The following is a 21,178-nucleotide window of genomic DNA, read 5'->3' as shown; positions in this document are numbered from 1 at the left end:
TGCGATGAATGAGCGGCCAACGGGCCCGGACGAACGATCCGGTGTGATGGTCGTTCGCGAGCTACGCCCTTCGGGACCGCCCAGTTCTCGTGACGTCGGAACGCGACGGCGGACCGTAGAACCCCGACCCACACGCTCGAGCGAGCGGCGATAGCGGAGAAGAGTTAGTCGTCGGCGGCAGCGGCTTCCGCGTCCGCGACGCTCGAGTCGGCTCGCTCGAGGTCCTCGAGGTATTCGTCGGCGTCCAGTGCGGCTTTCGACCCCATCCCGGCGGCGGTCACGGCCTGCTGGTAGTGATAGTCGACGACGTCGCCAGCGCCGAAGATGCCGGGGACGTCGGTTTCGGTCTGGCCGCCACCCTCGCCGCCCGTAGTCTTCAGGTAGCCATCAGCGTCGGTTTCGACGCCGGTGCCCTCGAGATAGTCGGTGTTGGGCGTGTGACCGATCGCAAAGAAGACCGCGCCGACGTCGAACTCGAACTCCTCGGTTTCGGGGTCGTCGAGGCGGTCGGTGGGGTGGCCCTGCTCGTTTTCGACGAGAGTAACGTGGTCGACGCCCTCCGCCTGGGAGCCGTGGATCTCGATCAACTCGGTATTCTTCATGATCTCGATCTCGCCGTTTTCGACCTTCTCGTGGACGCGGTCGATCCAGTAGTCCTCCGCGCGGAACTCCTCGCGGCGGTGGGCGATGTAGACGGTATCGGCGAACTTCGTGAGGAAGGTCGCTTCCTCCATCGCGGCGTCGCCGCCGCCGACGACGAGCATATCCTCGCCGCGGAAGAACGCGCCGTCACAGGTCGCACACGTCGAGAGACCGTAACCCATGAGTTCGTCCTCGCCGGGGATACCGAGGGTTCGGGCGCTGGCACCCGAGGCCGCGATGACGGCGTCAGCGGTGTAGACGTCGCCGTTCGCGAGTTCGACGCGGAACGGGCGACTCGAGTCCTCGACCGATTCGATAACCCCGTTTTTCAGGTCGGCACCGAACTGCGTGGCCTGTTCTTTCATGTTGTTGACCAGCTCCGGACCGCCGATGCCCTCGGGGAAGCCGGGGTAGTTGGCGACGTCGGTGGTCAGGGTGAGCTGGCCGCCGGGTTCGTCGCCCTCGATGACCAGCGGCTCGTTGTTCGATCTGCCGGCGTAGATGGCGGCGGTCAGGCCGGCGATGCCGGTGCCGGCGATGATCAGTTTTCGATGCTCGACGATTTCCTCGTCGGTTTCCGTGGCGATGCCGAGTTTCTCGTCGAGTTCGCCCGTCTCGTTCAGCGCGGCGGTGTCGTCCCAGCCGCCGATCAGTTCGTCGTCGATGAACACTTCGGGGGCGGTCTGGCGACCGTCCGCGCGCTCGACCATCTCCTCGAAGCGTTCGTCGTCGCCGGTGACGTTGTACGTCTCGTACTCGACGCCTTTGCTGTCGAAGAGGTCCTTTGCCTTCTCACAATAGGGACAGTCCGTTTTGGTATAAATCTCGACGCGTGGCTGGTCGCTCATGTATCAGGTGTAGGGTAGAGTATCCTAAACCCCTTGCGCTCTCAGCAAGTGCTCCCTGTTGCGACGACGGCCCTGCTCCCCGTTCTACCCGATCGAGAGGGCTCACTCGAGTGGACAGCACTGGGATCCACTCCAGTGGGACGTCCCCGATTCGAGCACACGGGAGTTCGAAATGTCACGGCGGCGGTCCGTAGTCAGTGGCTGTCGATTCAGCGGACATCTGAACCGGGGCAAACGTGCCCCGTCCGTCGATTGCGGTTATGCTTCCCCATACGTCATAGTTTAAGACAGTCGAGTGAGTTGGCCCGGATAATGGAGGCGGCACTGTGGTACGTGCTGACCGGCACTCGCGGCGGCACGAACCGCGTCCGCATCCTCAACGCGCTCGACGAACAACCGCGAAATGCCAACCAACTCGCGGAGGCGCTCGAGCTCGATTACAAGACGATTCGTCATCATCTCGACGTGCTCCTCGAGAACGATATCGTGACGAAGAGCGGCGACGATTACGGTGCGATTTACTTGCCAACGGATCGCACGCGCCGTCATTGGGAAACAGTCGAGCAGATAATCGAACAGGTGGAGTAATTATGGACGAATTTGGGAAAGAGTATATCGCATATCGTTTCCAACGGAGGAATAGATGAGCCTCTGGATCGCCGCTGCGAAGATCGCAACTGCCCTCAACGTCGTGCTACTGGTGGGTTTGGGCTACATTTGGGGCCGCAACTACTTGACGTTCAAGTCGAAGCACACGCTCGGCCTCCTCGTCTTCGCGGCGTTTCTGTTGCTCGAGAACGCCCTCGTTCTCTACTACTACCTGATCGATCCGGATCTCTCGGCGTGGTGGCACAACGAGTCGCTGGTTCCGATGATCGTCTGGCAGACCCAGATGGCGATCAACATCGCGCAGACGGCTGGCCTGAGCTTTCTGCTGTGGATCACGCTCGACTGAGGGCGCTCACCGCTTCCTGCTGGTTTCATTCTTCGCGATAGTTCGGGATCCGATACCGACGGTTCGTGCTCTCTCACCGACGACTACGACGGTAGTGACTGCACAGTGCGATGCCTGCGCCGATGTCTTGTGCTGTTGTATTTTACAGAAGACAGTCACCTTCGAACGGACGTTTTGGGTCGAATTTGGGTACAAGTCCGGTCGGAGTCCCACGGGAGTGCGGTCCGAGTTCGGAAAATCCTTTTTTAAGTACTCCGGGCAGGGTAGGCCATGCGCCAATACAGCGCAGTACTGATGGGAGCCGTCGTTTTGGTCAGCGCGATGCTGGCCGGGACGGCGGGTGCAGCCGGCGCGACCGATGCGTCGCCTGCGATAGCACAGGACGGACAGGCAGCAGTCACGTTCGATGGGCAGACGTCAGGCGGGTCGACCGTCGTCGACGAAGTACGGCTCCCCGAGGGCGGCTTCGTGACGATCCACGACAGCTCGCTGGGTGACGGTGCGGTGCTCGGTAGCGTCGTCGGCTCGAGCGCGTATCTCGAGTCCGGCACGCACGAGGACGTCACCGTCCACCTCGAGAAACCGCTCTCGGAAGACGACACGCTGTTCGCAATGGCACACACCGACTCCGACGACGATCGAGTCTACTCGTTCGTCTCGAGCAACGGCGAGGCGGACGGCCCGTACACCGTCGACGGTGACATCGTGATGGCGGACGCCGAGGTCACCGTCTCAGCCGACCTCGAGATGAGCGAGCAGCCGACGACCGGCGACAGCGTCGTCGTCGATCGCGTCGAACTCGCGGAGGGCGGCTTCGTGACGGTTCACGACAGCACCATCGCGGACGGTGCGGTCTTCGAGAGCATCCGCGGCACGAGCACCTACCTCGAGGCCGGCGTTCACGAGAACGTCCGCGTCACGCTCGACGACCCCCTCACGGGCGACGAGACGGTGTATCCGATGGCGCACCGGGATTCGAACGACAACGAAGCGTACGACTTCGCGACGAGTGAGGGAGCCGAGGACGGGCCGTACGCGAACGGCAACGGCGACCCGGTGATGGCCCCGACTGGCGTGACGGTGAGCGACGACGCGGCGGTCTCGTTCGAGAACCAATCCACCGGCGGCAGCTCCGTCGTCGTGGACGAGATCTTCGTCCCCGAGGGCGGCTTCGTGACGATGCACGACAGCACGATCGCAGACGGCGCGGTCTTCGAGAGCATCCGCGGCACGAGCGCCTACCTCGAGGCGGGACTCCACCGCGACGTCGTGGTCCACCTCGACGACGAACTCGACGAGGACGACACGCTGTTCGGAATGGCACATCAGGACACGAACGACAACAACAAGTACGATTTCCCCGCCAGCGAGGGCGAGGAGGACGGTCCGTACACGACTGACGGCGATATCGTGATGGACGACGGCGACGTCACCGTCTCGGCCGCCGTGTCCGCCTCGGCGCAGTCGTCGGACGGCACCACGATGACGATCGATCGAGTCGATCTCTCCGAGGGCGGCTTCGTGACGGTTCACGACGCCAGTCTCTTCGAGGGAGACGTCTTCGGGAGCGTCGTCGGCACGAGCGAGTACCTCGAGGCCGGCACGCACGAGAACGTCGAGGTCACGTTCGACGAGCGCCTGACGGCCAGCCAGACGGTTGTGCCGATGGCACACCAGGATACGAACGGCGACGAGACGTACGACTTCGCCGCGAGCGAGGGCGAGGACGACGGCCCGTACACCGCAAACGGTGAGGCCGTCGTGGACACGGCCAAGCTGACCGTTCCGGCGACGGTCGATGCGATGGATCAGGAGGGTAACGGCGAGACGATCACCGTCGAATCGGTGACGCTCCACGACGGCGGGTTCGTGACGGTTCACGACAGCACGCTCGCGGACGGCGCGGTCTTCGACAGCGTTCGCGGAACGAGCGCCTACCTCGGCCCCGGCACGCACGAGGACGTCGAGATCACGCTGGATGAGCCACTGACGTCCGACGACGACGTCTTCGCGATGGCACACCAGGATACCGACGCCGACGAGGCGTACGATTTCCTCGAGAGCGAGGGCGCAGCCGACGGTCCCTACGCGGCTGCTGGGGGACCGATCATGTCGCCCGCTAGCATCACGGTCGAGGGTGACGATACGGACGGCATGGACGACGGATCGATGGACGGCGAAGATGGAAGTAACGAAATGAGTGATCAAGATGGCGACGACGAGATGGCCGAAGAGTCGGGCGACAGCGTGCCCGGCTTCGGTATCACCGCAGCACTCGTCGCCCTGCTCGGCGCAGCAGCGATCGCCCGACGCGCCGACTGAGCGATTCGAGGGATCGAAATCCACCAGTAACCCAACCGTTCCCGCGATGACGAGAATCGACGGAGACGACGCACTTACGGACTCGAGGGACGAGGAACGACCATGGCCGCCGATCTCGAGGAGAAGACGAACCGCTACGGCGAACTGCTCACCGAAGCGCTCGAGGCGGCGACTGTCGCACCGCCGGAGGGAACTCCGATGGCTGACGCAGCCGCCGACTGCTACGAGATGGCGGCGTCCTATCTGGAGGACGGCAATCATTTCCGGGAGCAAGACGACCTCGTCAACGCACTGGCGTCATTTTCATACGGGCACGCGTGGCTCGACGCCGGTGCTCGAGTCGGACTGTTCGATGTGCCGAGGGACGGTCACCTCTTTACCGTCGAGTGAGTGGGACGGCGTATCGGATCGATTCCGCCTCCTGTCCCGCACATTCTAAACGATTAATAACTATATAACCGGAACCTATATAATAGCAAATCCAGTTAGTTTATAAAGTAGGCGAAACATTTATATGCCTTACGACCTTACCCTATGTTAGCCGAGGCGACCGGGTTTCTTCTGGATTACCCCACCCGGGAGCCCCGAGTAACCCACCCGACACAATGACAGATACGAGCATCCGAACTTATACGAACGAACGAGAGACCGAGACGGAAACCGAAGACGAAACGACGTCGGTGACCGACGAGCAAGAGCACTGTCCGGAATGTGGCGGCCGACTGATCTCCGACGACGAACACGCCGAAACGGTCTGTACGGACTGTGGACTCGTCGTCGAGGAAGACGAGATCGATCGTGGCCCCGAATGGCGTGCGTTCGACGCCGCCGAAAAGGACGAGAAGTCCCGCGTCGGTGCGCCGACGACGAACATGATGCACGACCAGGGGCTCTCGACGAACATCGGCTGGCAGGACAAGGACGCCTACGGCCGCTCGCTCTCGAGTCGCCAGCGCCAGAAGATGCAGCGCCTGCGCACCTGGAACGAGCGATTCCGCACTCGCGACTCCAAGGAACGCAACCTGAAGCAGGCACTCGGCGAGATCGACCGGATGGCCTCCGCGCTCGGGCTCCCCGAGAACGTCCGCGAGACCGCGTCGGTCATCTACCGTCGCGCACTCGAGGAGGATCTGCTACCGGGCCGTTCGATCGAAGGCGTCGCAACCGCGTCGCTGTACGCCGCCGCCCGCCAGGCCGGTACCCCGCGTAGCCTCGACGAGATCTCGGCCGTCTCCCGCGTCGAGAAGATGGAGCTGACCCGTACGTACCGCTATATCATCCGGGAACTCGGTCTCGAAGTCAAGCCGGCCGACCCCGAACACTACGTCCCCCGGTTCGTCAGCGACCTCGATCTCTCCGACGAGACCGAGCGGATGGCCCGCGACCTGCTCGAGTCGGCCCGTCAGGAGGGCGTCCACAGTGGCAAGTCGCCGGTCGGCCTCGCCGCCGCGGCAGTGTACGCCGCCGCGCTCTTGACCAACGAGAAAGTCACCCAAAACGAGGTCAGCGAAGTCGCGAGCATCTCCGAAGTCACTATTCGAAACCGGTACAAGGAACTGCTCGAGGCATCGGACACGGCTGCACCCGCGTAAACGAGAACTACCGTCGCGTCGACATCTGTCGGTCCGCAAACGCGGGTGGCGTTTTCGGTCGAACGGAACTGCGACAAAGCTTTTCATGTCTCGTGTGAAAGGGAGTGGCATGGACCAGACGACCGTCCAACTGTTGTGTCCAGAGTGTGCGAAAGACTGGCAGGTGTCTCCGGACGAACTCCCCGCGGCCGCCGAAATGTTTCACTGCCCGAACTGTCATGCCTCTCGCCGGACTGCGGAATTCATGCGAACGGATCGTGATCTACAGACGCTGAAACAACTCGGATAGGCTGCTGTATCGATTTCGAGGACAGTTCCGATAGCAGCAGCGTTTTCAACCCGTCGTTCTCGCAATACCTACAGTTTCGGTCCCGGTGGGAGCGTGTCGGATGATGTCTGAAAGAACTCGTTACTGTGGTAAATACGATCGTAACACGCTGTTATGATTCCGTTTTCTTCACGTAGGGGGGACGTTCGAATCGTTTCGATCGATGCTACTCCGGCCGGTGAAGCGGGACAGCGTGTTAACGCGACTCAAGATAATAATATAACCCTGCAGTGGATAGGATTGCATGGTTATGAAGAAACAGGAGCTCATTCACCTTCACGGCCTTCTTGCGGAGGTATCCAATCAGTGTGCCGAGTGGGACGATTGTCAGATCGACCTCGAAACGTACGAATCGAAGGGGATCCGGCCGACATCCATTCACAAGTCGAAAACCGATCACAAAGCCGCTGTTTTTGCACTCGCTGGCGGGATCACGAAGAACATGCGCGAAGAAGAGCAGGAAGCAGTCCCCGCCACCGCGGACTGAGATTCTCGTCGTATCCTCGAATAGATCAATACGGCAACTGGCGAGACTGCGCTCGATACACGGAGCCACGAGCTAAACGGCAGCCCCTTCTCACTCACACTACGGGTGCCAAGAAAGACGAACGGTTACTGATTATTCGACGAGGTCTTCGAACTCGGGGAGGATTTCCTCGTCGTCGGACTCATCGTCACTGGCGTCTGGGGTGGGAGCCGTCTCCGTCCGGTCGGTGTCCGACGACTCGTCGGTCTCGTCCATTTCGTTGTCGTCTTCGTCTTCGAGGATGTCGATCTGCGTGACTTCGAGCGGGATGTTCTCGAGGCGTTGCCCGATCTCTTTGCGTGCGATACGCGAGGCGTGCTCCTCCCGCTCGACGTTGAAGACGGTCATCTCCAGTTCGAGCGCGACGAGCGCTTCGTCGGCCGCGATAAACGCTGGTGGGAGCTCCTCTCCCGATGGGGACGTCCGCTCTCCCATGTTGATTTCGACGTAGTTGAGGTCAGGGTTCAACATTTCGCCGGTCTTCGAAATGGCAATACGGATCGCTTCGTCTTCCGTTTCAACGTCGAATACCGGCACGGCAGCTTCGACGACGACCCTGCAATTCATACATAATCATTGTATCGCCTCCAGTAAGAAGGTTCGCCCCAACGGCTGAACGCCCGCTCTGGCTCCCGTGGACCATCGACAGCGTCGTCTCGCTCGCCCGGTCCGAAAGGCAAAAGCCCACACCCTCGAAGGGGCAAGCGAATGGCAACCGGGACGATCCCACTCGACGAACTCGCCGGTGGACTCGATCTGTATCGAACGCTCGAGAGCGGGCAGAGCTACCTGTGGCGACGCGAGGACGGCGATATGTACACCGATACGCCGGCCCCCGGGACGTGGTACGCGACGGTCGTCGACGGGGCGGTGATCCGGGTCCGGACTCGCGACGGTCGCCTCGAATGGGAGTCGACGACCGATGCCGAGCCGACCGTGCGCAGGCTGTTGGGTCTCGACGACGATCTCGAGGCGATCGTCGCGGCTGGACCGGACGATCCACTGCTCGCGGAGGCTTACGAGGCCCATCGTGGGATGCGAATCGTTCAGGATCCACCCTTCGGGACGTTGATCTCGTTTATTTGTTCGGCACAGATGCGAGTCGGTCGCATTCACACGATGGTGTCGACGCTGGCCCGCGAGTACGGCGACGAGGTCGCGTTCGACGGTCGGACCTATCGCGCGTTCCCGACGCCGGCGCAACTCGCGACCGCGACCGAAAGCGACCTCCGCGAGCTCGGTCTCGGCTACCGGGCCCCCTACGTCGTCCGGACCGCCGAGATGGTTGCCAGCGGCGACGCCGATCCGGCCGATGCGCGGGACCGCGAGTACGAGTCGGCTCGGGAGTACCTGACCCAGTTCGTCGGCGTCGGCGACAAGGTCGCCGATTGCGTCCTCCTCTTTTCGCTCGGGTTCGACGAAGCCGTGCCGCTGGATACCTGGATCAAGTCCGCGATCGAGGAGTACTATCCGGACTGCGATCGGGGCTCCTACGCCGAAACGTCGCGGGCGCTTCGCGAGCGCTTCGGGAACGAGCACGCCGGCTACGCCCAGACGTACGTCTTCCACCACTTGCGAACCGCCAACTGAGTCTCCCTGTTGCACCGGCGGCTGAGGACGGGCGGACTCGTACGAACTCGAGATAACAATCATCGTTCTGATGGATCAAGCGGACGGTAGTGAGCGACAGGCCGGATACCGTTGTCACTCGAGTCCCCTCGAGAGCGACTCACTCAGGCTCACTCGAACTGGGCGGTGTCGCCCCGTCGGTACCGGTCGACTCGTCGGTAGCCGTGGACGGTCGCGTCGGTGTCGAGTTCGATCTCGTAGCGCCCGATGATGTCCTGGGTGTCGGGAACGGCTCGTCGTTCGACGACTTCGACGACGGACCGCCAGCCGTCGTCGGTCGGCGAGATTTCGCTGACGCCGTCGAACTCGTGGCCGATGAGCTGGCTCGCCGTCGACTGAACCGTCCGTCGGACCGCGAGCACGCCGGCGATCTCTTCCCGATCGGTATCGACGTCGGCGTCGACCTCGTCGGGATCGGTCATCTCCTCGGCGGTCATGGGAGCCGTCCCGCGGGATCGCGGCTCCTCGATGTCGCCGGATTCGGCCTGTTCGTCAGCCTGTTCCTCTTCTTGGGCTGCCTGACTGTCGCTCACTGTTGAATCACTCTCGTCGTGCTGGTAGCAGAAGCCGTCCTCTCGGGCCGGCCGCGAGCAGCGCTCGCCGTCCGTAGTGAGGGCCTTGCACTGCTCCTGTGATTGCGTGTCGGCTTCGGCCATTGGTCTGAATTCGTGCTTCGTGTCGTTAGATTCGGTCGCCGATGGATCGTGTGGTTCGGTTCTGTCGCCGTCGCGTCGCTCAGATCGTCTCGACGATTTGCGTTCGCAGCTCGTCGATGTTGCCCTCGCCATCCCCGGCGATCTTCGGTGCGAGCACGTCGGTGAAGACGTTGGTCAGCGTCTCGTCGTCGAACCCGCCGGCCTCTCGGGGTTCGCCCTGGCCGTCGAAGACGGCAAGCCCTTTCGCGGCCGTGATCGCGGCACGGGTCCCGACCACGATCTCGAATTCGTCCCGAAGCGCTCGCGTCGTTTCGACGACGGTCGCGATGTCGTCCGCTGAGAGATCGACGTGTGCAGCGACGATCTCGCGTTCGGTTTCCGCATCGTAGTAGTCGACGTGGACGCCGACGAACCGGTCGAGCAGCGCGTCCTGTTGTTCGTGGACGCCGGCGTACTCGGCGTCGTTCGACGTGAGGATCGCCCGGAATTCCGGATGGACGTCGATCGTCCGGTCCTCGCCGCGTTTGCCGGGTCGCTCCAGAACGCCCTCCTCGAACACCGACAGCAAGACGTTGTGGGCGGCGGGGTCGCTGCGCGAGAACTCGTTGTAGACGAGCGTCGCGCCCTCCTGGACGGCGACGGACAGCGGGTTGTCCACCCACCGCTCGCGGACAATCTGGGTCTTCTTGTCGACACCGCCGACGTATTGGTCGTGTTCTTCGTAGCGTTCGCCGCCGGCGTGGGAGCCAACGAGTGCGGCCGTGTCGACTGCCTCGTCACCGTTGAGCCAGACGACCGGACGACCGCGTTCGGCGGCGGCCGACAGCGCGAGCGCCGTCTTGCCACAGCCGGTCGGCCCGATCAGGTGAATCGGCTGATCCGCCTCGAGCCAGCCCGTGATCCGCTCTTGGAGGGTCCGGACGGCGTCGGTCTCGACGAACGGCTCGGGCACGACCGTTTCGGGATCGGCGAGGGGGCTGTCACCGTTCAGTTCGCCGACACTCGCTGCCGATCGCGCGAGCTCTTTCTTCGCTCTGCGGCCTTCCTTCTGCTCGCGGCTGGCCCTGATTTTCTTCCCGCGGACCTTGCGCTTGCGCGAGGCGTCGTCAGCCATGGGGAGTTACTCCGCGGATTTCGGGGACGATTCCGGGCGGGGCTCGACCTCGAGCTCCTCGAGTTCCTCGAGGTCACCCTCGGCGGTGGCTTGCTCTATTTTCGCGATTTCCTCCGCGTAGTGGAGGAAGGTGTCGACCGAGGCGACCACGACGCGGGCCTCGATCGTTATGAGCTCGATCCCGACGACCGAGATTCGCGCCCAGACGTCGATGACGACGCCCTTGTCGAGGACGCGGTCCAGTACTTCCGCGAGACTCGAGGAGTCGGGTCTGCGTTGTGGTTGTGCCATGCAACGGACGTTATCCGGCCCGTCGTAACATGACTTGGACTGCGACTGCAAGCCGGTCGGTCCGCGAGATTTCCATCGGCCGAGAAATAGGGTTCCCGGCCGAGAGGCCCTGCTTTGGAGCCGGTAGGCCGGCCTTGCGAATGCGGGCTGCGACTGCAAGCACTACGGTAACCCGACAGCGCGACGAATCGTCTGTGACGATACTCGAGTGGTCGTCACGGCAGTCGTCGGTCACGAGACGCACCGTTATCGTATACCCATGTCATTCAGCCGCCCAATCCCCGATCGAACTCCATGCAACTCGATGCACAGTCAGCGAGTGATTTCGAGGATGCCCGACGAGCGGTCGACGGAGGCGCGTCGATGAGCAACCGATACGTCTACGGCGTCGTCGCGTCCGATACCGTCGAGTTCGAGACGGAGGCCGTCGCCGGGGCCGAGCGCGTGTACACGATCTCCCACCGCCGACTCGGTGCCGTCGTCTCGGACATCGACACCACCGATCCAGAAGAGACGGACGAGGACGCCCAGCGTCACGACGACGTCCTCCGGGAGATCATGGAGTACGACGGCGGGACGACCGTCGTTCCGATGCAGTTCGGCATGGCCTTCGAGAGCGATCGGGCGCTGAAGAACGTCTTGCGCGGTGCGAGGCCGGCGTTCAGGCGCGCGATGAACGACATCGAGGGAAAGATCGAACTCGGCCTCAAACTCGTGCGCGAGGAAGACGCCGATGTCGACCCCGAAGCGATCGAGACGGCGGTCGCCGACCTGCTCGAGCCGATTGCGGCGCAGTCAGTCGCGAACGACCTGTTCAGTGATCGGCTCGTCCTGAACCGCTCGTATCTCGTCGCGGAATCCGACCGTGAACGTTTCGACGACGCGATCGCCCGCTTCGAGGACGAGCACGACGAGCTCATGGTCAAGTACACGGGTCCGTTCGCGCCGTACAGCTTCGTCGACGTGAAAATCGGAGCCCAGCAATAGCCATGTTCGTCATCGACGACCTCCTGTTTCGGCCGTTCGTCGGTATCATCGACGCGCTGCACACGATCGCGCTCGACGAGTTGTACGACGTGGACGCCCTCGAGGACGACCTCAAGGAGAACCAGCTGTTGTACGAACTCGGCGAACGCTCCGAGGCGGAGTATCGCCGCCGCAAGGAAGAACTCGAGGCGGAGCTCGAAACCGCCCGCGACGTCCACGAGCGGCTCTCGAGTGGCCGCGTGGAGGTAAAACGATAATGAGCGACAGGGTTCCGCCGGACGACCGCGACGAATCGGACGACGACCACCGATCCGACGACAGTCGGATCGACGACGAGCACTGGCTCTCGAGCCTGCTATCCGCGCTCGAATCGCTCGAGAGCGGATCGACCTCGGGGCGTCGGCGGGGTGATCGGGCGATCTTCGATTACGACATCTCGATTCGCTCCGGTGACGACCGCTCGGCGGACGACTCGCCACTCGGTAGCAACCCGTTCGGTGGCGAGGAGAGACGAGACCGTGACGGCGATCGGTCGCGAACGCGCCGCATCCGATCGTCGGGCTCCTCGAGCGATCACAACGTATCAACCCGGAGCTACGACGACGAACTGGTCGTCACCGCGGATGTCGCCGGTGCCGATCCGGACGACGTCACGGTCGGGTTCGACGACTCGATGCTGGTCATCGCCATCGAGGGGCGCGAACTCGATCGCATCGAGATCCCCTGGCGAGAGAACTCGTCGGAGGCAATGATGAAAAACGGCGTGCTCACCGTCCTGGTCAGGCCGAGGACGGCCGAGAGCGAGGACGCTGACGAGACGGCGAAAACAGGGGCGGACGAAAACACGGAGGACGAAACGTGAGCGACGCCGAGCCCGGGGACACGTTCGACGCACTGCTCGAGGACGCCGAAGAGAGCCTCGAACGACTCGAAACGGCCCTCAGCGAGGGCGAGGCGATCGACGACCTCGACGACGAGAACCTCGAGACCGTCGTGGGCGACGTCGAGACCCTCGTACGGGTCGCCGAGGAGACCGTCGAACTGCTCGAGGCGATGGATCTGAGCGAGTTGCCGGACGCGGTCGACGGGGACGAACTCCTCGAGGCGATCGAACTCGGCGAGATCCCGGACGTGCTGGCGAACGAGGACGAGGGCGTGACCGATCTCGTCGACTTCACGGAGCTGTTCGACGCGGTCGACCTGCTAAACGCCTGGAACGCCGCGGACCTGGGCGACGTTTGGCAGGAGAAAGGCGAACTCGAGGACGCGCTGGACGACCTCGAGGACGGCGACGACGCCGGGATGGTCGAAGGCGCGGTATCGGACGTCGCGACCGGCGACGAGGACGGCGACGGACTGGTCGGCGACGACGAGGACGGCATCCTCGACACGGGAATGGACGCCGGCTCCGCAGCCAAAGAGGCGCTGGGGGGCATCGACGTCGCCGAGGATCCGGAGGCCTATCAGGTCGCCATCCAGCAGCAGGCGATGCGCGGAATCGACGCCTTCCGGACGGCCCTGCTCGAGACCCACGAAACGTTCGAGCGACTCTACGAGTTCAACCGCGAGAAGATGCGGACCAAGGACACGAGCACGAACTCGCGGAACCCGACGGCGTCGTCGACGATCCCTACCGACCGACGTGATCTCGGCGGCGGGGCCCGCTACTCGACGGTCCCCCGGGATGTCAAGCTCTCGACGGCACCCAGCCGAACGCGGATCTACGGCCGTCGGTTCGAACTCGAGCGGGAACGACAGCGGCGAAACGACTGAGCTACCAACAATGACCGATCTACTGAACCGACACGTACACGGATGCGAGGTGAGCCCGACGACCGACTCGGACCGAGGAGTACCCGACACCGGGGGTGAGCGCGATGGTACATGACTTCCAGCCCAGCCGCCAGAAGACCGACCTCGCGGAAGTGGTCGAAATGCTGCTGGACAAGGGGATCGTCATCAACGCCGACATCGCCGTCTCGATCGGCGACACGCAACTGCTCGGCGTCCAGGTTCGGGCCGCGATCGCCTCCTTCGAGACGGCGGCGAAGTACGGCCTCGAGTTCCCCGAGGGGACGGACATGCGCCGGGTCGCCGAAGCAGCCGGGGATCCCGAACTCGCCGAAATTGATCGGCCGAACCCGGTGATCGACCCGACGAGAGGCGTCAACGTCACGGCGGACGAGTCGGAGACGGCTCGTGAGCGGAGTGACGCGAGCGAGAGCGACGACGGTTCGACGGAGTCCAGCGGGCGTGATTCGGCCGTCGACGACGAGAAACGGGCGAGCAAGCACCTCGGTACCAGACCGAATCCGGACCGTCCCACCAGCGGCGGCTTCGATCTACTCAGTGACGATTCGGGGGCCGACGCGGAATCGGGTGACGAGGTGGGGTCGGAGACCGACTCGAGCGACGACGGGGCGGAATCGCCCGACGAGTCCGAGACCAGCGAGGGAGCTCCGGAAGCGGCGGCGGAATCGGAGGACGAGGAGTCGTGACGGCGATCGACGTCGGCGACGGCGAGGACGCACGGGATGGGCTGATGACGCTGATCGTTACCGTCGTCGAGATCCTGATCGAAGCACTCGAGCGGGAGGCGGTTCGCCGCATGGAGTCGGGAAACCTCACCGACGAAGAGGTCGAGCGCCTCGGGGAGCAACTCGCGACGATCGAGGCCGAGATCGAACGGCTCAAGCAAGACGAGGGGATCGAAAACGGCGTCGACGACCTCCGAGGCGACCTCGACGGGCTGGTCAACGACGCGATCGAAGGGCTTCACGGCGAACCGACGGCCGCTCGCCGACCCGGGTATTCGGTGTTCGGAGGTGACGACAAATGAGCGACGGCGAATCCGATACCCCCACCGGACGCGCCGAGGCGATCGAAGAGCAGGCGACCGCCGAACCGGCGGAGGCACCGACGATCGACGAGGGGCGCTACCTCTATTGTATCGTTCGGGCCGACGAGGACGCCGACCTCGAGACGACGGGCGTTGACGGCGAACCGGTCTCGGTCGTCGTCGAAGACGGTATCGGTGCGGTCGTCCACCCCTGTGACGGGATCTACGACTCGGCGGACATCGCGACGATCAGGCGCTGGCTCGTTCGTCACCAGACGGTCGTCGACGAGTCAGGACAGGCCTTCGGCACGCCGATCCCGTTCCAGTTCGATACGATCCTCCGAGGGGACGACGACCGGGTCAGGGAGTGGCTCCGCGAGGAGTCGGATACCCTCGAGCGTGCGCTCTCCGGACTCGCCGGCCACTGGGAGTATCGCGTCGAGGTCGTCGAAGTCAACCCGATCAGTGACGAGGCGCTGATCGAACGCGACGACCGCTTGCGCGAACTCGACGAGCAGATCGGCGACTCCCAGGAGGGGACCGCGTTCCTGCTCGAAAAGCAGTTCGAACAGCGGTTGACGGAACTCCGGGCTGCTCGACGGGAGTCGCTGACCGCGGACCTCGAACGGCGGTTGGCCACCGAGGCGCGCGAAGTCCACGCGCTCGAGCGGTCACCGAGTGCGAAACTCTCGAACGACGTAGCCGGCAGCGGTTCGGAAACTGACGGCGCCGACGACGGCGAGACCCTCTCACGGCTCACGCTGTTAGCTCACGAGGACGACGAGGGGGCGGTCGGCTCGATACTCGACGACGTGGCCGCGAACGAGGGACTCGAGGTCAGGTTCACCGGCCCGTGGCCGCCGTACACGTTCGCGCCAGAACTGGGCAGTGATAGCGACGGAAACGCACCCGCCGCGGACGATGCGAACCCACACCCATGAGACCGCGACGGGACGACGAATCGTTCGTCGACGTGATCGACGTGCTGCTCAGGGACGGTGCGATCCTCCGAGCGGACGTCATCGTCTCAGTTGCCGACATCCCGCTGCTGGGAATCAAACTCACGGCGGCGATCGCCGGCATGGAGACGATGAACGAGTACGGTATCTTCGAGGAGTGGGACACCACTCGACGACTAGCGGGTATAAGCCGCCGTCAGAACGACGACCGCGAGCAGAACGGGGAATTCGACGAACTGACCGAGCTCGGTATCGGCAGTACTCACGACGGTGTCGAAGAGAGCGACGAATCGGAGAACTGACGGAGAACTCGAGCGGAGAACGGAAGGGAGACCGAACGGCGAGAATCACACCTGTCTTCGATCCGGGAGAGCGAACGGGTCGACTGCGCCCCCGAACGGGGGCCGACCGTCAGGCGTACTTCGGCCGTTCCGTCGTCCGTTCGACGTCGCCGGTGACGGTCTCCTCGTCGCTGTCGTCGTCGTAGACGTACTGTCCGGTCGCCCCACAGAGGGTACACTCGTAGGTCTCGGAGATCTCGTTGATCATCTCGCCGTCCTCGAAGTAGACGCGACTCTGCGTGATCTGCAAGAACTGAGGGGTCTCGCAGTTAGTGCAGGTGATCATACCCGTTCGATAGCCGTCACCGGTTGTAGTTATCCGGCTTGTAACCGAAAGGGACGGGAGACTATCACTGTCTTACCGGGACGTCGATCGCTTCGCTGCCGATCGGCGGGTCCGGAGGCGATCCTCGGCGGCTCGAGCCCGAAACCTCGCGAGTAATAACGTCATAATCGCACGACTTCGTCGGTATCGACGACGACGATTCGACGACGCGTTTCCGTAACGAAAAACGATTTTTCTCGACGAAATACGTTGTTAGACCCGCGCTCGTACTGGCGAACACGACCACGGAACCTGCCAGTTGCGGCGGCAGGGGAACGGGGGCGGTGCGATCGCCCTGGGACGGTGGCGTCGATCGGTTCGTGGCCGGCACCCTCAGTCACCGTCCGTGACCGACGAGTCCAGCGAATCGATGCTGATCCGCTTTCCCGTCCTCGCTGCCTCGTATGCCGCTTCGGTCAGTGCCGTCACCCGGAGGGCGTCGCGGACCGTCGCCGGCGGTTCGGTTCCCTCCCTGACGCTCTCGAGGAAGGCGTCGGCGCGGGACGGCTCGCCGTGGGGATCGATATACGGAGCGTACTCGCCGGCGTCGGAATCGATCTCGAGGACGGTTCGAGACCCCCACTGGACACCCTCGAGATAGACCGCTCCCTGCTGGTCCCACAGGTGGACGTGTTCACGGACCGACGGCACGTCACCGTGAAACGAGAACGTGCCGGTCGCGCCGTTCGTAAACTCGACGTCGAGGTGGGCACGACGGTCGATCCGCCCGTCGTCGTCGTGAAAGTCCATGCTCGCGGCGACGGACGCCGGCTCGAGGCCGGTCGTCCAGAGGACGCCGTCGAGGACGTGACTCCCCGTGTCGTACAGGAACCCCCCGCCCGACAGCTCCGGCTCGAGCCGCCACGTTCCCCGCGAGTCGTCGATCCAGTCCTGTGTGATCGACGCGGTCAGCCACTGTGGCTCGTGTTCGAGGAACCGCTCACGGGCCGTCCGAAACGCGGCTTGCAGGTGTCGCTGATAGCCGACCATCACCGTCAGCTCGGTCCGCTCGGCCCGCTGGGCGAGATCGCGGGCGCGCTCGAGATCGGTCGTCAACGGCTTGTCACAGTAGACGTGGACGCCCCGATCCAGGGCGGCGACGACCTGATCGTAATGCAGGGTGTGTGGTGTCCCGACGAGGACCGCGTCGACCGACGCGTCCTCGAGCATCGCTGTATAGTCGGCGTACTGGCGGTCGTCGGGGACGCCGAGGGTTCGGCCGACTCCCTCGAGACGGTCAGTATCGAGATCGCAAATCGCCTCGACGGTTGCGTTCGGATGGTGGTAGAACTGGCTGCCGACGGTCGTCCCGATGTAGCCGAGTCCGACGATGCCGAGACGAATCGGGGGGCGTGCTGTCCCGTGGCTCATACCACATGCTACGGACTCGAGTACCGTCCTTCTGGAGGCCGTCAGAGGCAAGCACGAACAACTTCGCCCGGCCTGGCCGAATCCGCCGCAATGGATTCGTTCAAGTGGGTCTCGTTCTACCTGTCAACCGATGACTGACTCGACCGACGAGGACTCACCAGCGTGTCGACAGTGTGGCAACCCCGTAGGACCGTCTTCCGAACAGCGCGTCATCACGACCGTCGAGGACGGAACGACCGTGTATCGACACTTCTGTACCGACGAGTGTCGCGAACAGTGGGAGTCCTCGAACACTGTCTGAGCGGCACGCGAGAGAGGCGTGTGCCCCGGAGAGCGTCTCGCGAGGTACTGGGGGCGACCGGACTCGGCTGCACCCGCGGCGACGGCGACTGCCAGGGGTGCCCACGAAAACGAATCGAGCCGACAGTTTCGGTGGCCCCGGGACGACTCGAGGTCGACCGCGCTGGAACGGACGGTGAACCCGGCGTCACTCGACGGTGACGCTCTTGGCGAGGTTTCGCGGTTTGTCGATCGGGCGATCGAGGAGGTCGGCGGCGTAATAGGAGAGCAACTGGAGCTGGACGTTCGCGAACAGACCGGCGAGGTCGGAATCGGTTTCCGGGATCGACAGGTGCTCGTCGGCGGCTTCGACGGCCGGATGGCCGTCGGGACAGACCGCGATGACGGGTGCGCCACGGGTCCGGGCTTCCTCCGCGTTCTTCAGCGTCTTCTCGTCTTCCTGGCCGGTAAAGATCGCGAACACCGGTGTCTCGGGAGTCACCAGGGCCAACGGGCCGTGTTTGAGCTCACCCGCGGCGAACCCTTCGGCGTGTTCGTAGGTGATCTCCTTGAACTTCAGTGCCCCCTCGAGCGCCACGGGGTAGCCCAGGCCCCGTCCGATGAAGAAGTACGACCGGCTGTCCCTGTACTGCTCGGCGATCGCTTCGGCGTCGGAGTGCTCGAGCAACTCGTGGATCCGACTCGGCATCGACTCCAGTGCCGGCAGCAACGACTCGAGGTCGGCCGACGGCTCCCCGCGGAGGTCGGTGGCGATGCGGTGACCGAGCAAGGTGAGTATGACCGCCTGTGAGGAGAACGTCTTCGTCGCAGCGACACCGATCTCCGGTCCCGCGCGGATGAAGAGCGCGTCGTCGGCCTCGCGGGCGGCCGTCGAGCCGACGACGTTGGTCACGGTGAGCGTGCGAGCACCCTCGGCAGTGGCTTGCCGGAGTGCGTTGAGGGTGTCGGCCGTCTCGCCGCTTTGCGTGACTGCGATCACCAGCGTCGTCTCGTCGACCGGGGGCGCGGCGACGCTGTACTCGTTCGCCAGCAAGGCGGTCGCCTGCACGCCCGCCTGGTTCAACGCGAGCGAGCCGTACAGCGCGGCGTGATAGGAGGTCCCGCAGGCGACGAACTGGACGCTGTCGATCGCTTCGAAGCTGCCCGGTTCGAACGCGGACAGTCCGATCCGGCCGCTCGTGGGATCGATCCGTCCCTCGATCGCCTGCGCCAGCGCGGTCGGCTGCTCGGTGATCTCCTTGAGCATGAAGTGGTCGTACTCGCCTTTCCCCGCCTGTTCGGGGTCCCAGTCGACCGTCTCCGTCGTGCGCGTGATCGGATCGCCGTCGAGATCAGTGAACTCGACGCCGTCCTCGTCGACGATGACGACGTCCCCGTCCTCGAGATACACCACGTTGTCGGTGTACTCGAGGAAGGCCGGCACGTCGCTCGCGAGGAAGTACTCGCCGTCCTCGATTCCGACGACGAGCGGCGAGCCCTGACGGGCCGCGTAGAGGACGTGCTCGCCGGAGACCATCGCGGTGACGGCGTAGCTGCCCTCGAGTTCGTCGATCGCCTGTCGGAACGCCCGCTCGCTGTCGAAGCCCGCGTCGAGATAGTACTGTACGAGATGCGGAATGACTTCGGTGTCGGTGTCGCTCGTGAACTCGTAGCCGTTGGCCGCCAGCCGCTCCCTGAGTTCGGCGTAGTTCTCGACGATCCCGTTGTGGACGACCGCGACGTCCTCGCTTTCGTCCGTGTGGGGATGGGCATTTGCGTCGGTCGGCGGGCCGTGGGTACTCCAGCGGGTATGCCCGATCCCGACGTCACCCTGGAGGGGTTCGCCGATCGACTCCTTCAGTTCCTCGACCTTCCCGGATCGTTTTTCGACGTTGATGCCGGTCCCGTTCTGGACGGCGACGCCCGCCGAATCGTAGCCGCGATACTCGAGGTTTTCCAGTCCCCGCAACAACGGCTCGAGGGCGTTGCCGTCGCCGACGCGGCCGATGATGCCACACATCGGTTACTCACCGACCGTCGGGCCGTTCGGTGTGGTCGTGTGGCCCGGACACGGTATCGATTCCAGTCGACGCTTCGTCGACGCGACGATGCTTAGAACGTGATCGGAGGGACGGCGTCGTCGCCTGCCGATCCCCGGCGATCGGTCGAAACGATGGGGAGTACGCAGCCATACACGGAGTTCAACCCTCCCGAACCCATTACTATAGACGGACTACTGAATCGCGTAGTCTCCGGGTACCCCGGCGCTGACTGACGGTCTCGCCGCGGACGACCGTCGTGGTCGAACTCCGCGACGATCCGTAATTTCCAACGACTGTTCGATGAGACCCGTTCCCGTTGCGCTTTTTGGTCGGTTGTTGCCATCAGTTGAAACGTATGCCAAACGAACAGCTGATTCCCGATCGGTACGAACGCGACTAGTCGGCACCGACCGGGGCCGATACTGTCGGATACGAGCGGGTGATTGCCGGACGCGAGTACGCAGTTTCCAGGCGAAGGTCCAACTCACCGCTCTCGCACGGACAGAGACGGGAACGGGAGGCCGTTCGGAACGGTTACCGGCGGTCCTCGAGTCGACCGTGTCCCGTCACGGAATCGTCGCGTGTCGACCGGGAACGAGCGACGGAGATGGACCAAACCGGCACACCTTTTGCAGTGGCGCGGGACGTACGGGTATGGGTTTTGGTAGCTACGACGAATCCGAACAAAAAGAGCAGACGACCGACGACGAGGACGTCGAAGCCGTTAACGTCCACGAAAACGATCATCACGGCGAAATGTCGTTCGAGTCCGACGTCTCGACGGACGAGCTGGTCGACCAGCTCGGGTCGATGAAAAGCGACGACGAAGAGTAAACCACCGCAGTCCGTCGCTGTCCGGAACGGTCCCGTCGATTTGCCTTTTCTCGCGTCGACTCGACACGTATCGACCGATACGGCTCCGGCGAACGAACGTCACGGGCTCACCGGGTGGCATCTTCCCCGGAACGCCCGTTGCTACCCGATCGAACCTACAAAGAGATGTCGGCTAATCGGCAGGAAACGTCGGTTCGACGCGATAAGCAAGGTATGGGGCCCTAGCACCGCTCCACCCGTCGGCTGCAGGGTCGACTCGGATCACGCCGCCGGATTCGGCCCAGTGGAGGCGTGGACC

The 21,178-nt window shown here is 63.7% G+C and carries 26 protein-coding genes; 18 read left to right on the top strand and 8 right to left on the bottom strand.

All coding sequences use genetic code 11. The annotated features are described in order from the left end of the window. Positions 1-164 precede the first annotated feature (164 nt). The gene (gene grxC, locus CP557_RS11440) at positions 165-1,490 is read right to left on the bottom strand and encodes a glutaredoxin 3 (RefSeq protein WP_097380027.1); all 1,326 of its coding nucleotides are present in this window, start codon (positions 1,488-1,490) and stop codon (positions 165-167) included. Positions 1,491-1,802: 312 nt separating this feature from the next. Between grxC and CP557_RS11435 the strand changes: the two genes are divergently transcribed. From CP557_RS11435 to CP557_RS11405, 7 genes are all read left to right on the top strand, one after another. Next, positions 1,803-2,078, top strand: a complete 276-nt coding sequence (locus CP557_RS11435; protein ID WP_097380026.1) for an ArsR/SmtB family transcription factor — start codon at positions 1,803-1,805, stop codon at positions 2,076-2,078. 55 nt (positions 2,079-2,133) lie between these two features. Beyond that, complete coding sequence (locus tag CP557_RS11430) at positions 2,134-2,445, top strand: hypothetical protein (RefSeq protein ID WP_097380025.1); 312 nt, start codon at positions 2,134-2,136, stop codon at positions 2,443-2,445. Positions 2,446-2,766: 321 nt separating this feature from the next. Then, a complete protein-coding gene (locus CP557_RS11425) occupies positions 2,767-4,767 on the top strand; it encodes a DUF7282 domain-containing protein (RefSeq protein ID WP_394340610.1) in 2,001 nt (666 codons plus the stop codon). Between the two features lie 102 nt (positions 4,768-4,869). Next, complete coding sequence (locus CP557_RS11420; protein ID WP_097380023.1) at positions 4,870-5,157, top strand: DUF357 domain-containing protein; 288 nt, start codon at positions 4,870-4,872, stop codon at positions 5,155-5,157. A 215-nt stretch (positions 5,158-5,372) separates the two neighbouring features. Further along, on the top strand, positions 5,373-6,359 hold the full coding sequence (locus tag CP557_RS11415) for a transcription initiation factor IIB (RefSeq protein ID WP_097380022.1): 987 nt from the start codon (positions 5,373-5,375) through the stop codon (positions 6,357-6,359). Between the two features lie 109 nt (positions 6,360-6,468). After that, on the top strand, positions 6,469-6,648 hold the full coding sequence (locus CP557_RS11410) for a DUF7836 family putative zinc-binding protein (protein ID WP_097380021.1): 180 nt from the start codon (positions 6,469-6,471) through the stop codon (positions 6,646-6,648). A 289-nt stretch (positions 6,649-6,937) separates the two neighbouring features. Then, positions 6,938-7,174 (top strand): UPF0058 family protein, encoded by a 237-nt coding sequence (locus CP557_RS11405; protein ID WP_097381615.1) that lies wholly within the window; start codon positions 6,938-6,940, stop codon positions 7,172-7,174. Positions 7,175-7,306: 132 nt separating this feature from the next. Here CP557_RS11405 and CP557_RS11400 read toward each other — a convergent pair whose 3' ends face one another. Then, positions 7,307-7,780: a DUF555 domain-containing protein gene (locus CP557_RS11400; RefSeq protein WP_097380020.1), complete on the bottom strand. Its 474-nt coding sequence runs from the start codon at positions 7,778-7,780 to the stop codon at positions 7,307-7,309. A 141-nt stretch (positions 7,781-7,921) separates the two neighbouring features. Here CP557_RS11400 and CP557_RS11395 point away from each other — a divergent pair, with 141 nt between their 5' ends. Then, positions 7,922-8,803 carry a DNA-3-methyladenine glycosylase family protein gene (locus CP557_RS11395; RefSeq protein ID WP_097380019.1) on the top strand — a complete coding sequence of 294 codons (882 nt, stop codon included), beginning with the start codon at positions 7,922-7,924 and terminating at the stop codon, positions 8,801-8,803. A gap of 149 nt (positions 8,804-8,952) precedes the next feature. Here the strand turns inward: CP557_RS11395 and gvpO are convergent, their stop codons facing one another. The 3 genes from gvpO to gvpA form a co-directional block, all read right to left on the bottom strand. Further along, complete coding sequence (gene gvpO / locus CP557_RS23045; RefSeq protein WP_097380018.1) at positions 8,953-9,498, bottom strand: gas vesicle protein GvpO, halophile-type; 546 nt, start codon at positions 9,496-9,498, stop codon at positions 8,953-8,955. Between the two features lie 79 nt (positions 9,499-9,577). Beyond that, complete coding sequence (gvpN, locus tag CP557_RS11385; protein ID WP_097380017.1) at positions 9,578-10,612, bottom strand: gas vesicle protein GvpN; 1,035 nt, start codon at positions 10,610-10,612, stop codon at positions 9,578-9,580. Between the two features lie 6 nt (positions 10,613-10,618). Continuing rightward, on the bottom strand, positions 10,619-10,903 hold the full coding sequence (gene gvpA / locus CP557_RS11380; RefSeq protein WP_097380016.1) for a gas vesicle protein GvpA: 285 nt from the start codon (positions 10,901-10,903) through the stop codon (positions 10,619-10,621). Positions 10,904-11,266: 363 nt separating this feature from the next. On the opposite strand from gvpA, the gene CP557_RS11375 reads away from it, so the two are divergent. The 8 genes from CP557_RS11375 to gvpM all read left to right on the top strand — a co-directional run bounded on the left by CP557_RS11375 (position 11,267) and on the right by gvpM (position 15,990). Continuing rightward, positions 11,267-11,890, top strand: coding sequence for a GvpL/GvpF family gas vesicle protein (locus tag CP557_RS11375; protein WP_097381614.1), 624 nt, complete (start codon positions 11,267-11,269; stop codon positions 11,888-11,890). Positions 11,891-11,892: 2 nt separating this feature from the next. After that, the gene (gene gvpF, locus CP557_RS11370) at positions 11,893-12,147 is read left to right on the top strand and encodes a gas vesicle protein GvpF (protein WP_097380015.1); all 255 of its coding nucleotides are present in this window, start codon (positions 11,893-11,895) and stop codon (positions 12,145-12,147) included. After that, positions 12,147-12,752 carry an Hsp20/alpha crystallin family protein gene (locus CP557_RS11365; RefSeq protein WP_097380014.1) on the top strand — a complete coding sequence of 202 codons (606 nt, stop codon included), beginning with the start codon at positions 12,147-12,149 and terminating at the stop codon, positions 12,750-12,752. Before gvpF ends, CP557_RS11365 begins: the two co-directional genes overlap by 1 nt. Continuing rightward, positions 12,749-13,663 (top strand): hypothetical protein, encoded by a 915-nt coding sequence (locus CP557_RS11360; protein WP_097380013.1) that lies wholly within the window; start codon positions 12,749-12,751, stop codon positions 13,661-13,663. Before CP557_RS11365 ends, CP557_RS11360 begins: the two co-directional genes overlap by 4 nt. A gap of 104 nt (positions 13,664-13,767) precedes the next feature. After that, complete coding sequence (gvpJ, locus tag CP557_RS11355; protein ID WP_097380012.1) at positions 13,768-14,388, top strand: gas vesicle protein GvpJ; 621 nt, start codon at positions 13,768-13,770, stop codon at positions 14,386-14,388. Further along, complete coding sequence (locus CP557_RS11350; RefSeq protein WP_097380011.1) at positions 14,385-14,729, top strand: gas vesicle protein K; 345 nt, start codon at positions 14,385-14,387, stop codon at positions 14,727-14,729. Before gvpJ ends, CP557_RS11350 begins: the two co-directional genes overlap by 4 nt. After that, entirely contained in the window at positions 14,726-15,670 is a 945-nt protein-coding gene (gene gvpL / locus CP557_RS11345) for a gas vesicle protein GvpL (RefSeq protein WP_097380010.1), read from the top strand. The genes CP557_RS11350 and gvpL overlap by 4 nt, the downstream gene beginning before the upstream one ends. After that, entirely contained in the window at positions 15,667-15,990 is a 324-nt protein-coding gene (gvpM, locus tag CP557_RS11340) for a gas vesicle protein GvpM (protein ID WP_097380009.1), read from the top strand. The genes gvpL and gvpM overlap by 4 nt, the downstream gene beginning before the upstream one ends. Before the next feature lie 109 nt (positions 15,991-16,099). Here the strand turns inward: gvpM and CP557_RS11335 are convergent, their stop codons facing one another. Continuing rightward, entirely contained in the window at positions 16,100-16,315 is a 216-nt protein-coding gene (locus CP557_RS11335; protein ID WP_097380008.1) for a hypothetical protein, read from the bottom strand. 372 nt (positions 16,316-16,687) lie between these two features. Then, positions 16,688-17,725, bottom strand: coding sequence for a Gfo/Idh/MocA family protein (locus CP557_RS11325; protein WP_097380006.1), 1,038 nt, complete (start codon positions 17,723-17,725; stop codon positions 16,688-16,690). A 130-nt stretch (positions 17,726-17,855) separates the two neighbouring features. On the opposite strand from CP557_RS11325, the gene CP557_RS22570 reads away from it, so the two are divergent. Continuing rightward, a complete protein-coding gene (locus CP557_RS22570; protein ID WP_169924373.1) occupies positions 17,856-18,026 on the top strand; it encodes a DUF7576 family protein in 171 nt (56 codons plus the stop codon). Between the two features lie 186 nt (positions 18,027-18,212). Here CP557_RS22570 and glmS read toward each other — a convergent pair whose 3' ends face one another. Next, entirely contained in the window at positions 18,213-20,024 is a 1,812-nt protein-coding gene (gene glmS / locus CP557_RS11320) for a glutamine--fructose-6-phosphate transaminase (isomerizing) (protein WP_097380005.1), read from the bottom strand. A gap of 676 nt (positions 20,025-20,700) precedes the next feature. On the opposite strand from glmS, the gene CP557_RS11315 reads away from it, so the two are divergent. Beyond that, positions 20,701-20,880 (top strand): DUF5786 family protein, encoded by a 180-nt coding sequence (locus CP557_RS11315; protein WP_097380004.1) that lies wholly within the window; start codon positions 20,701-20,703, stop codon positions 20,878-20,880. Positions 20,881-21,178 lie beyond the last annotated feature (298 nt).

It is taken from the genome of Natrinema ejinorense, from assembly GCF_002494345.1.
Lineage (GTDB): Archaea > Halobacteriota > Halobacteria > Halobacteriales > Natrialbaceae > Natrinema > Natrinema longum.
Note: the sequence above shows the minus strand (reverse complement) of the source record. Positions and strands in the feature narration are given on the sequence as shown.

Bases quoted from the DNA above. Each gene is read 5' to 3' on its own strand.
- CP557_RS11365 (WP_097380014.1), top strand. From the start codon at position 12,147: ATGAGCGACAGGGTTCCGCCGGACGACCGCGACGAATCGGACGACGAC.
- CP557_RS11410 (WP_097380021.1), top strand. From the start codon at position 6,469: ATGGACCAGACGACCGTCCAACTGTTGTGTCCAGAGTGTGCGAAAGAC.
- CP557_RS11415 (WP_097380022.1), top strand. From the start codon at position 5,373: ATGACAGATACGAGCATCCGAACTTATACGAACGAACGAGAGACCGAG.
- gvpN (WP_097380017.1), bottom strand. From the start codon at position 10,612: ATGGCTGACGACGCCTCGCGCAAGCGCAAGGTCCGCGGGAAGAAAATC.
- CP557_RS11395 (WP_097380019.1), top strand. From the start codon at position 7,922: ATGGCAACCGGGACGATCCCACTCGACGAACTCGCCGGTGGACTCGAT.
- gvpM (WP_097380009.1), top strand. From the start codon at position 15,667: ATGAGACCGCGACGGGACGACGAATCGTTCGTCGACGTGATCGACGTG.
- gvpL (WP_097380010.1), top strand. From the start codon at position 14,726: ATGAGCGACGGCGAATCCGATACCCCCACCGGACGCGCCGAGGCGATC.
- gvpO (WP_097380018.1), bottom strand. From the start codon at position 9,498: ATGGCCGAAGCCGACACGCAATCACAGGAGCAGTGCAAGGCCCTCACT.
- CP557_RS11430 (WP_097380025.1), top strand. From the start codon at position 2,134: ATGAGCCTCTGGATCGCCGCTGCGAAGATCGCAACTGCCCTCAACGTC.
- CP557_RS11325 (WP_097380006.1), bottom strand. From the start codon at position 17,725: ATGAGCCACGGGACAGCACGCCCCCCGATTCGTCTCGGCATCGTCGGA.
- CP557_RS11315 (WP_097380004.1), top strand. From the start codon at position 20,701: ATGGGTTTTGGTAGCTACGACGAATCCGAACAAAAAGAGCAGACGACC.
- grxC (WP_097380027.1), bottom strand. From the start codon at position 1,490: ATGAGCGACCAGCCACGCGTCGAGATTTATACCAAAACGGACTGTCCC.
- CP557_RS11425 (WP_394340610.1), top strand. From the start codon at position 2,767: ATGCTGGCCGGGACGGCGGGTGCAGCCGGCGCGACCGATGCGTCGCCT.
- CP557_RS11420 (WP_097380023.1), top strand. From the start codon at position 4,870: ATGGCCGCCGATCTCGAGGAGAAGACGAACCGCTACGGCGAACTGCTC.
- gvpF (WP_097380015.1), top strand. From the start codon at position 11,893: ATGTTCGTCATCGACGACCTCCTGTTTCGGCCGTTCGTCGGTATCATC.
- glmS (WP_097380005.1), bottom strand. From the start codon at position 20,024: ATGTGTGGCATCATCGGCCGCGTCGGCGACGGCAACGCCCTCGAGCCG.
- CP557_RS11375 (WP_097381614.1), top strand. From the start codon at position 11,267: ATGAGCAACCGATACGTCTACGGCGTCGTCGCGTCCGATACCGTCGAG.
- gvpJ (WP_097380012.1), top strand. From the start codon at position 13,768: ATGGTACATGACTTCCAGCCCAGCCGCCAGAAGACCGACCTCGCGGAA.
- CP557_RS22570 (WP_169924373.1), top strand. From the start codon at position 17,856: ATGACTGACTCGACCGACGAGGACTCACCAGCGTGTCGACAGTGTGGC.
- CP557_RS11335 (WP_097380008.1), bottom strand. From the start codon at position 16,315: ATGATCACCTGCACTAACTGCGAGACCCCTCAGTTCTTGCAGATCACG.
- CP557_RS11405 (WP_097381615.1), top strand. From the start codon at position 6,938: ATGAAGAAACAGGAGCTCATTCACCTTCACGGCCTTCTTGCGGAGGTA.
- CP557_RS11400 (WP_097380020.1), bottom strand. From the start codon at position 7,780: ATGAATTGCAGGGTCGTCGTCGAAGCTGCCGTGCCGGTATTCGACGTT.
- gvpA (WP_097380016.1), bottom strand. From the start codon at position 10,903: ATGGCACAACCACAACGCAGACCCGACTCCTCGAGTCTCGCGGAAGTA.
- CP557_RS11435 (WP_097380026.1), top strand. From the start codon at position 1,803: ATGGAGGCGGCACTGTGGTACGTGCTGACCGGCACTCGCGGCGGCACG.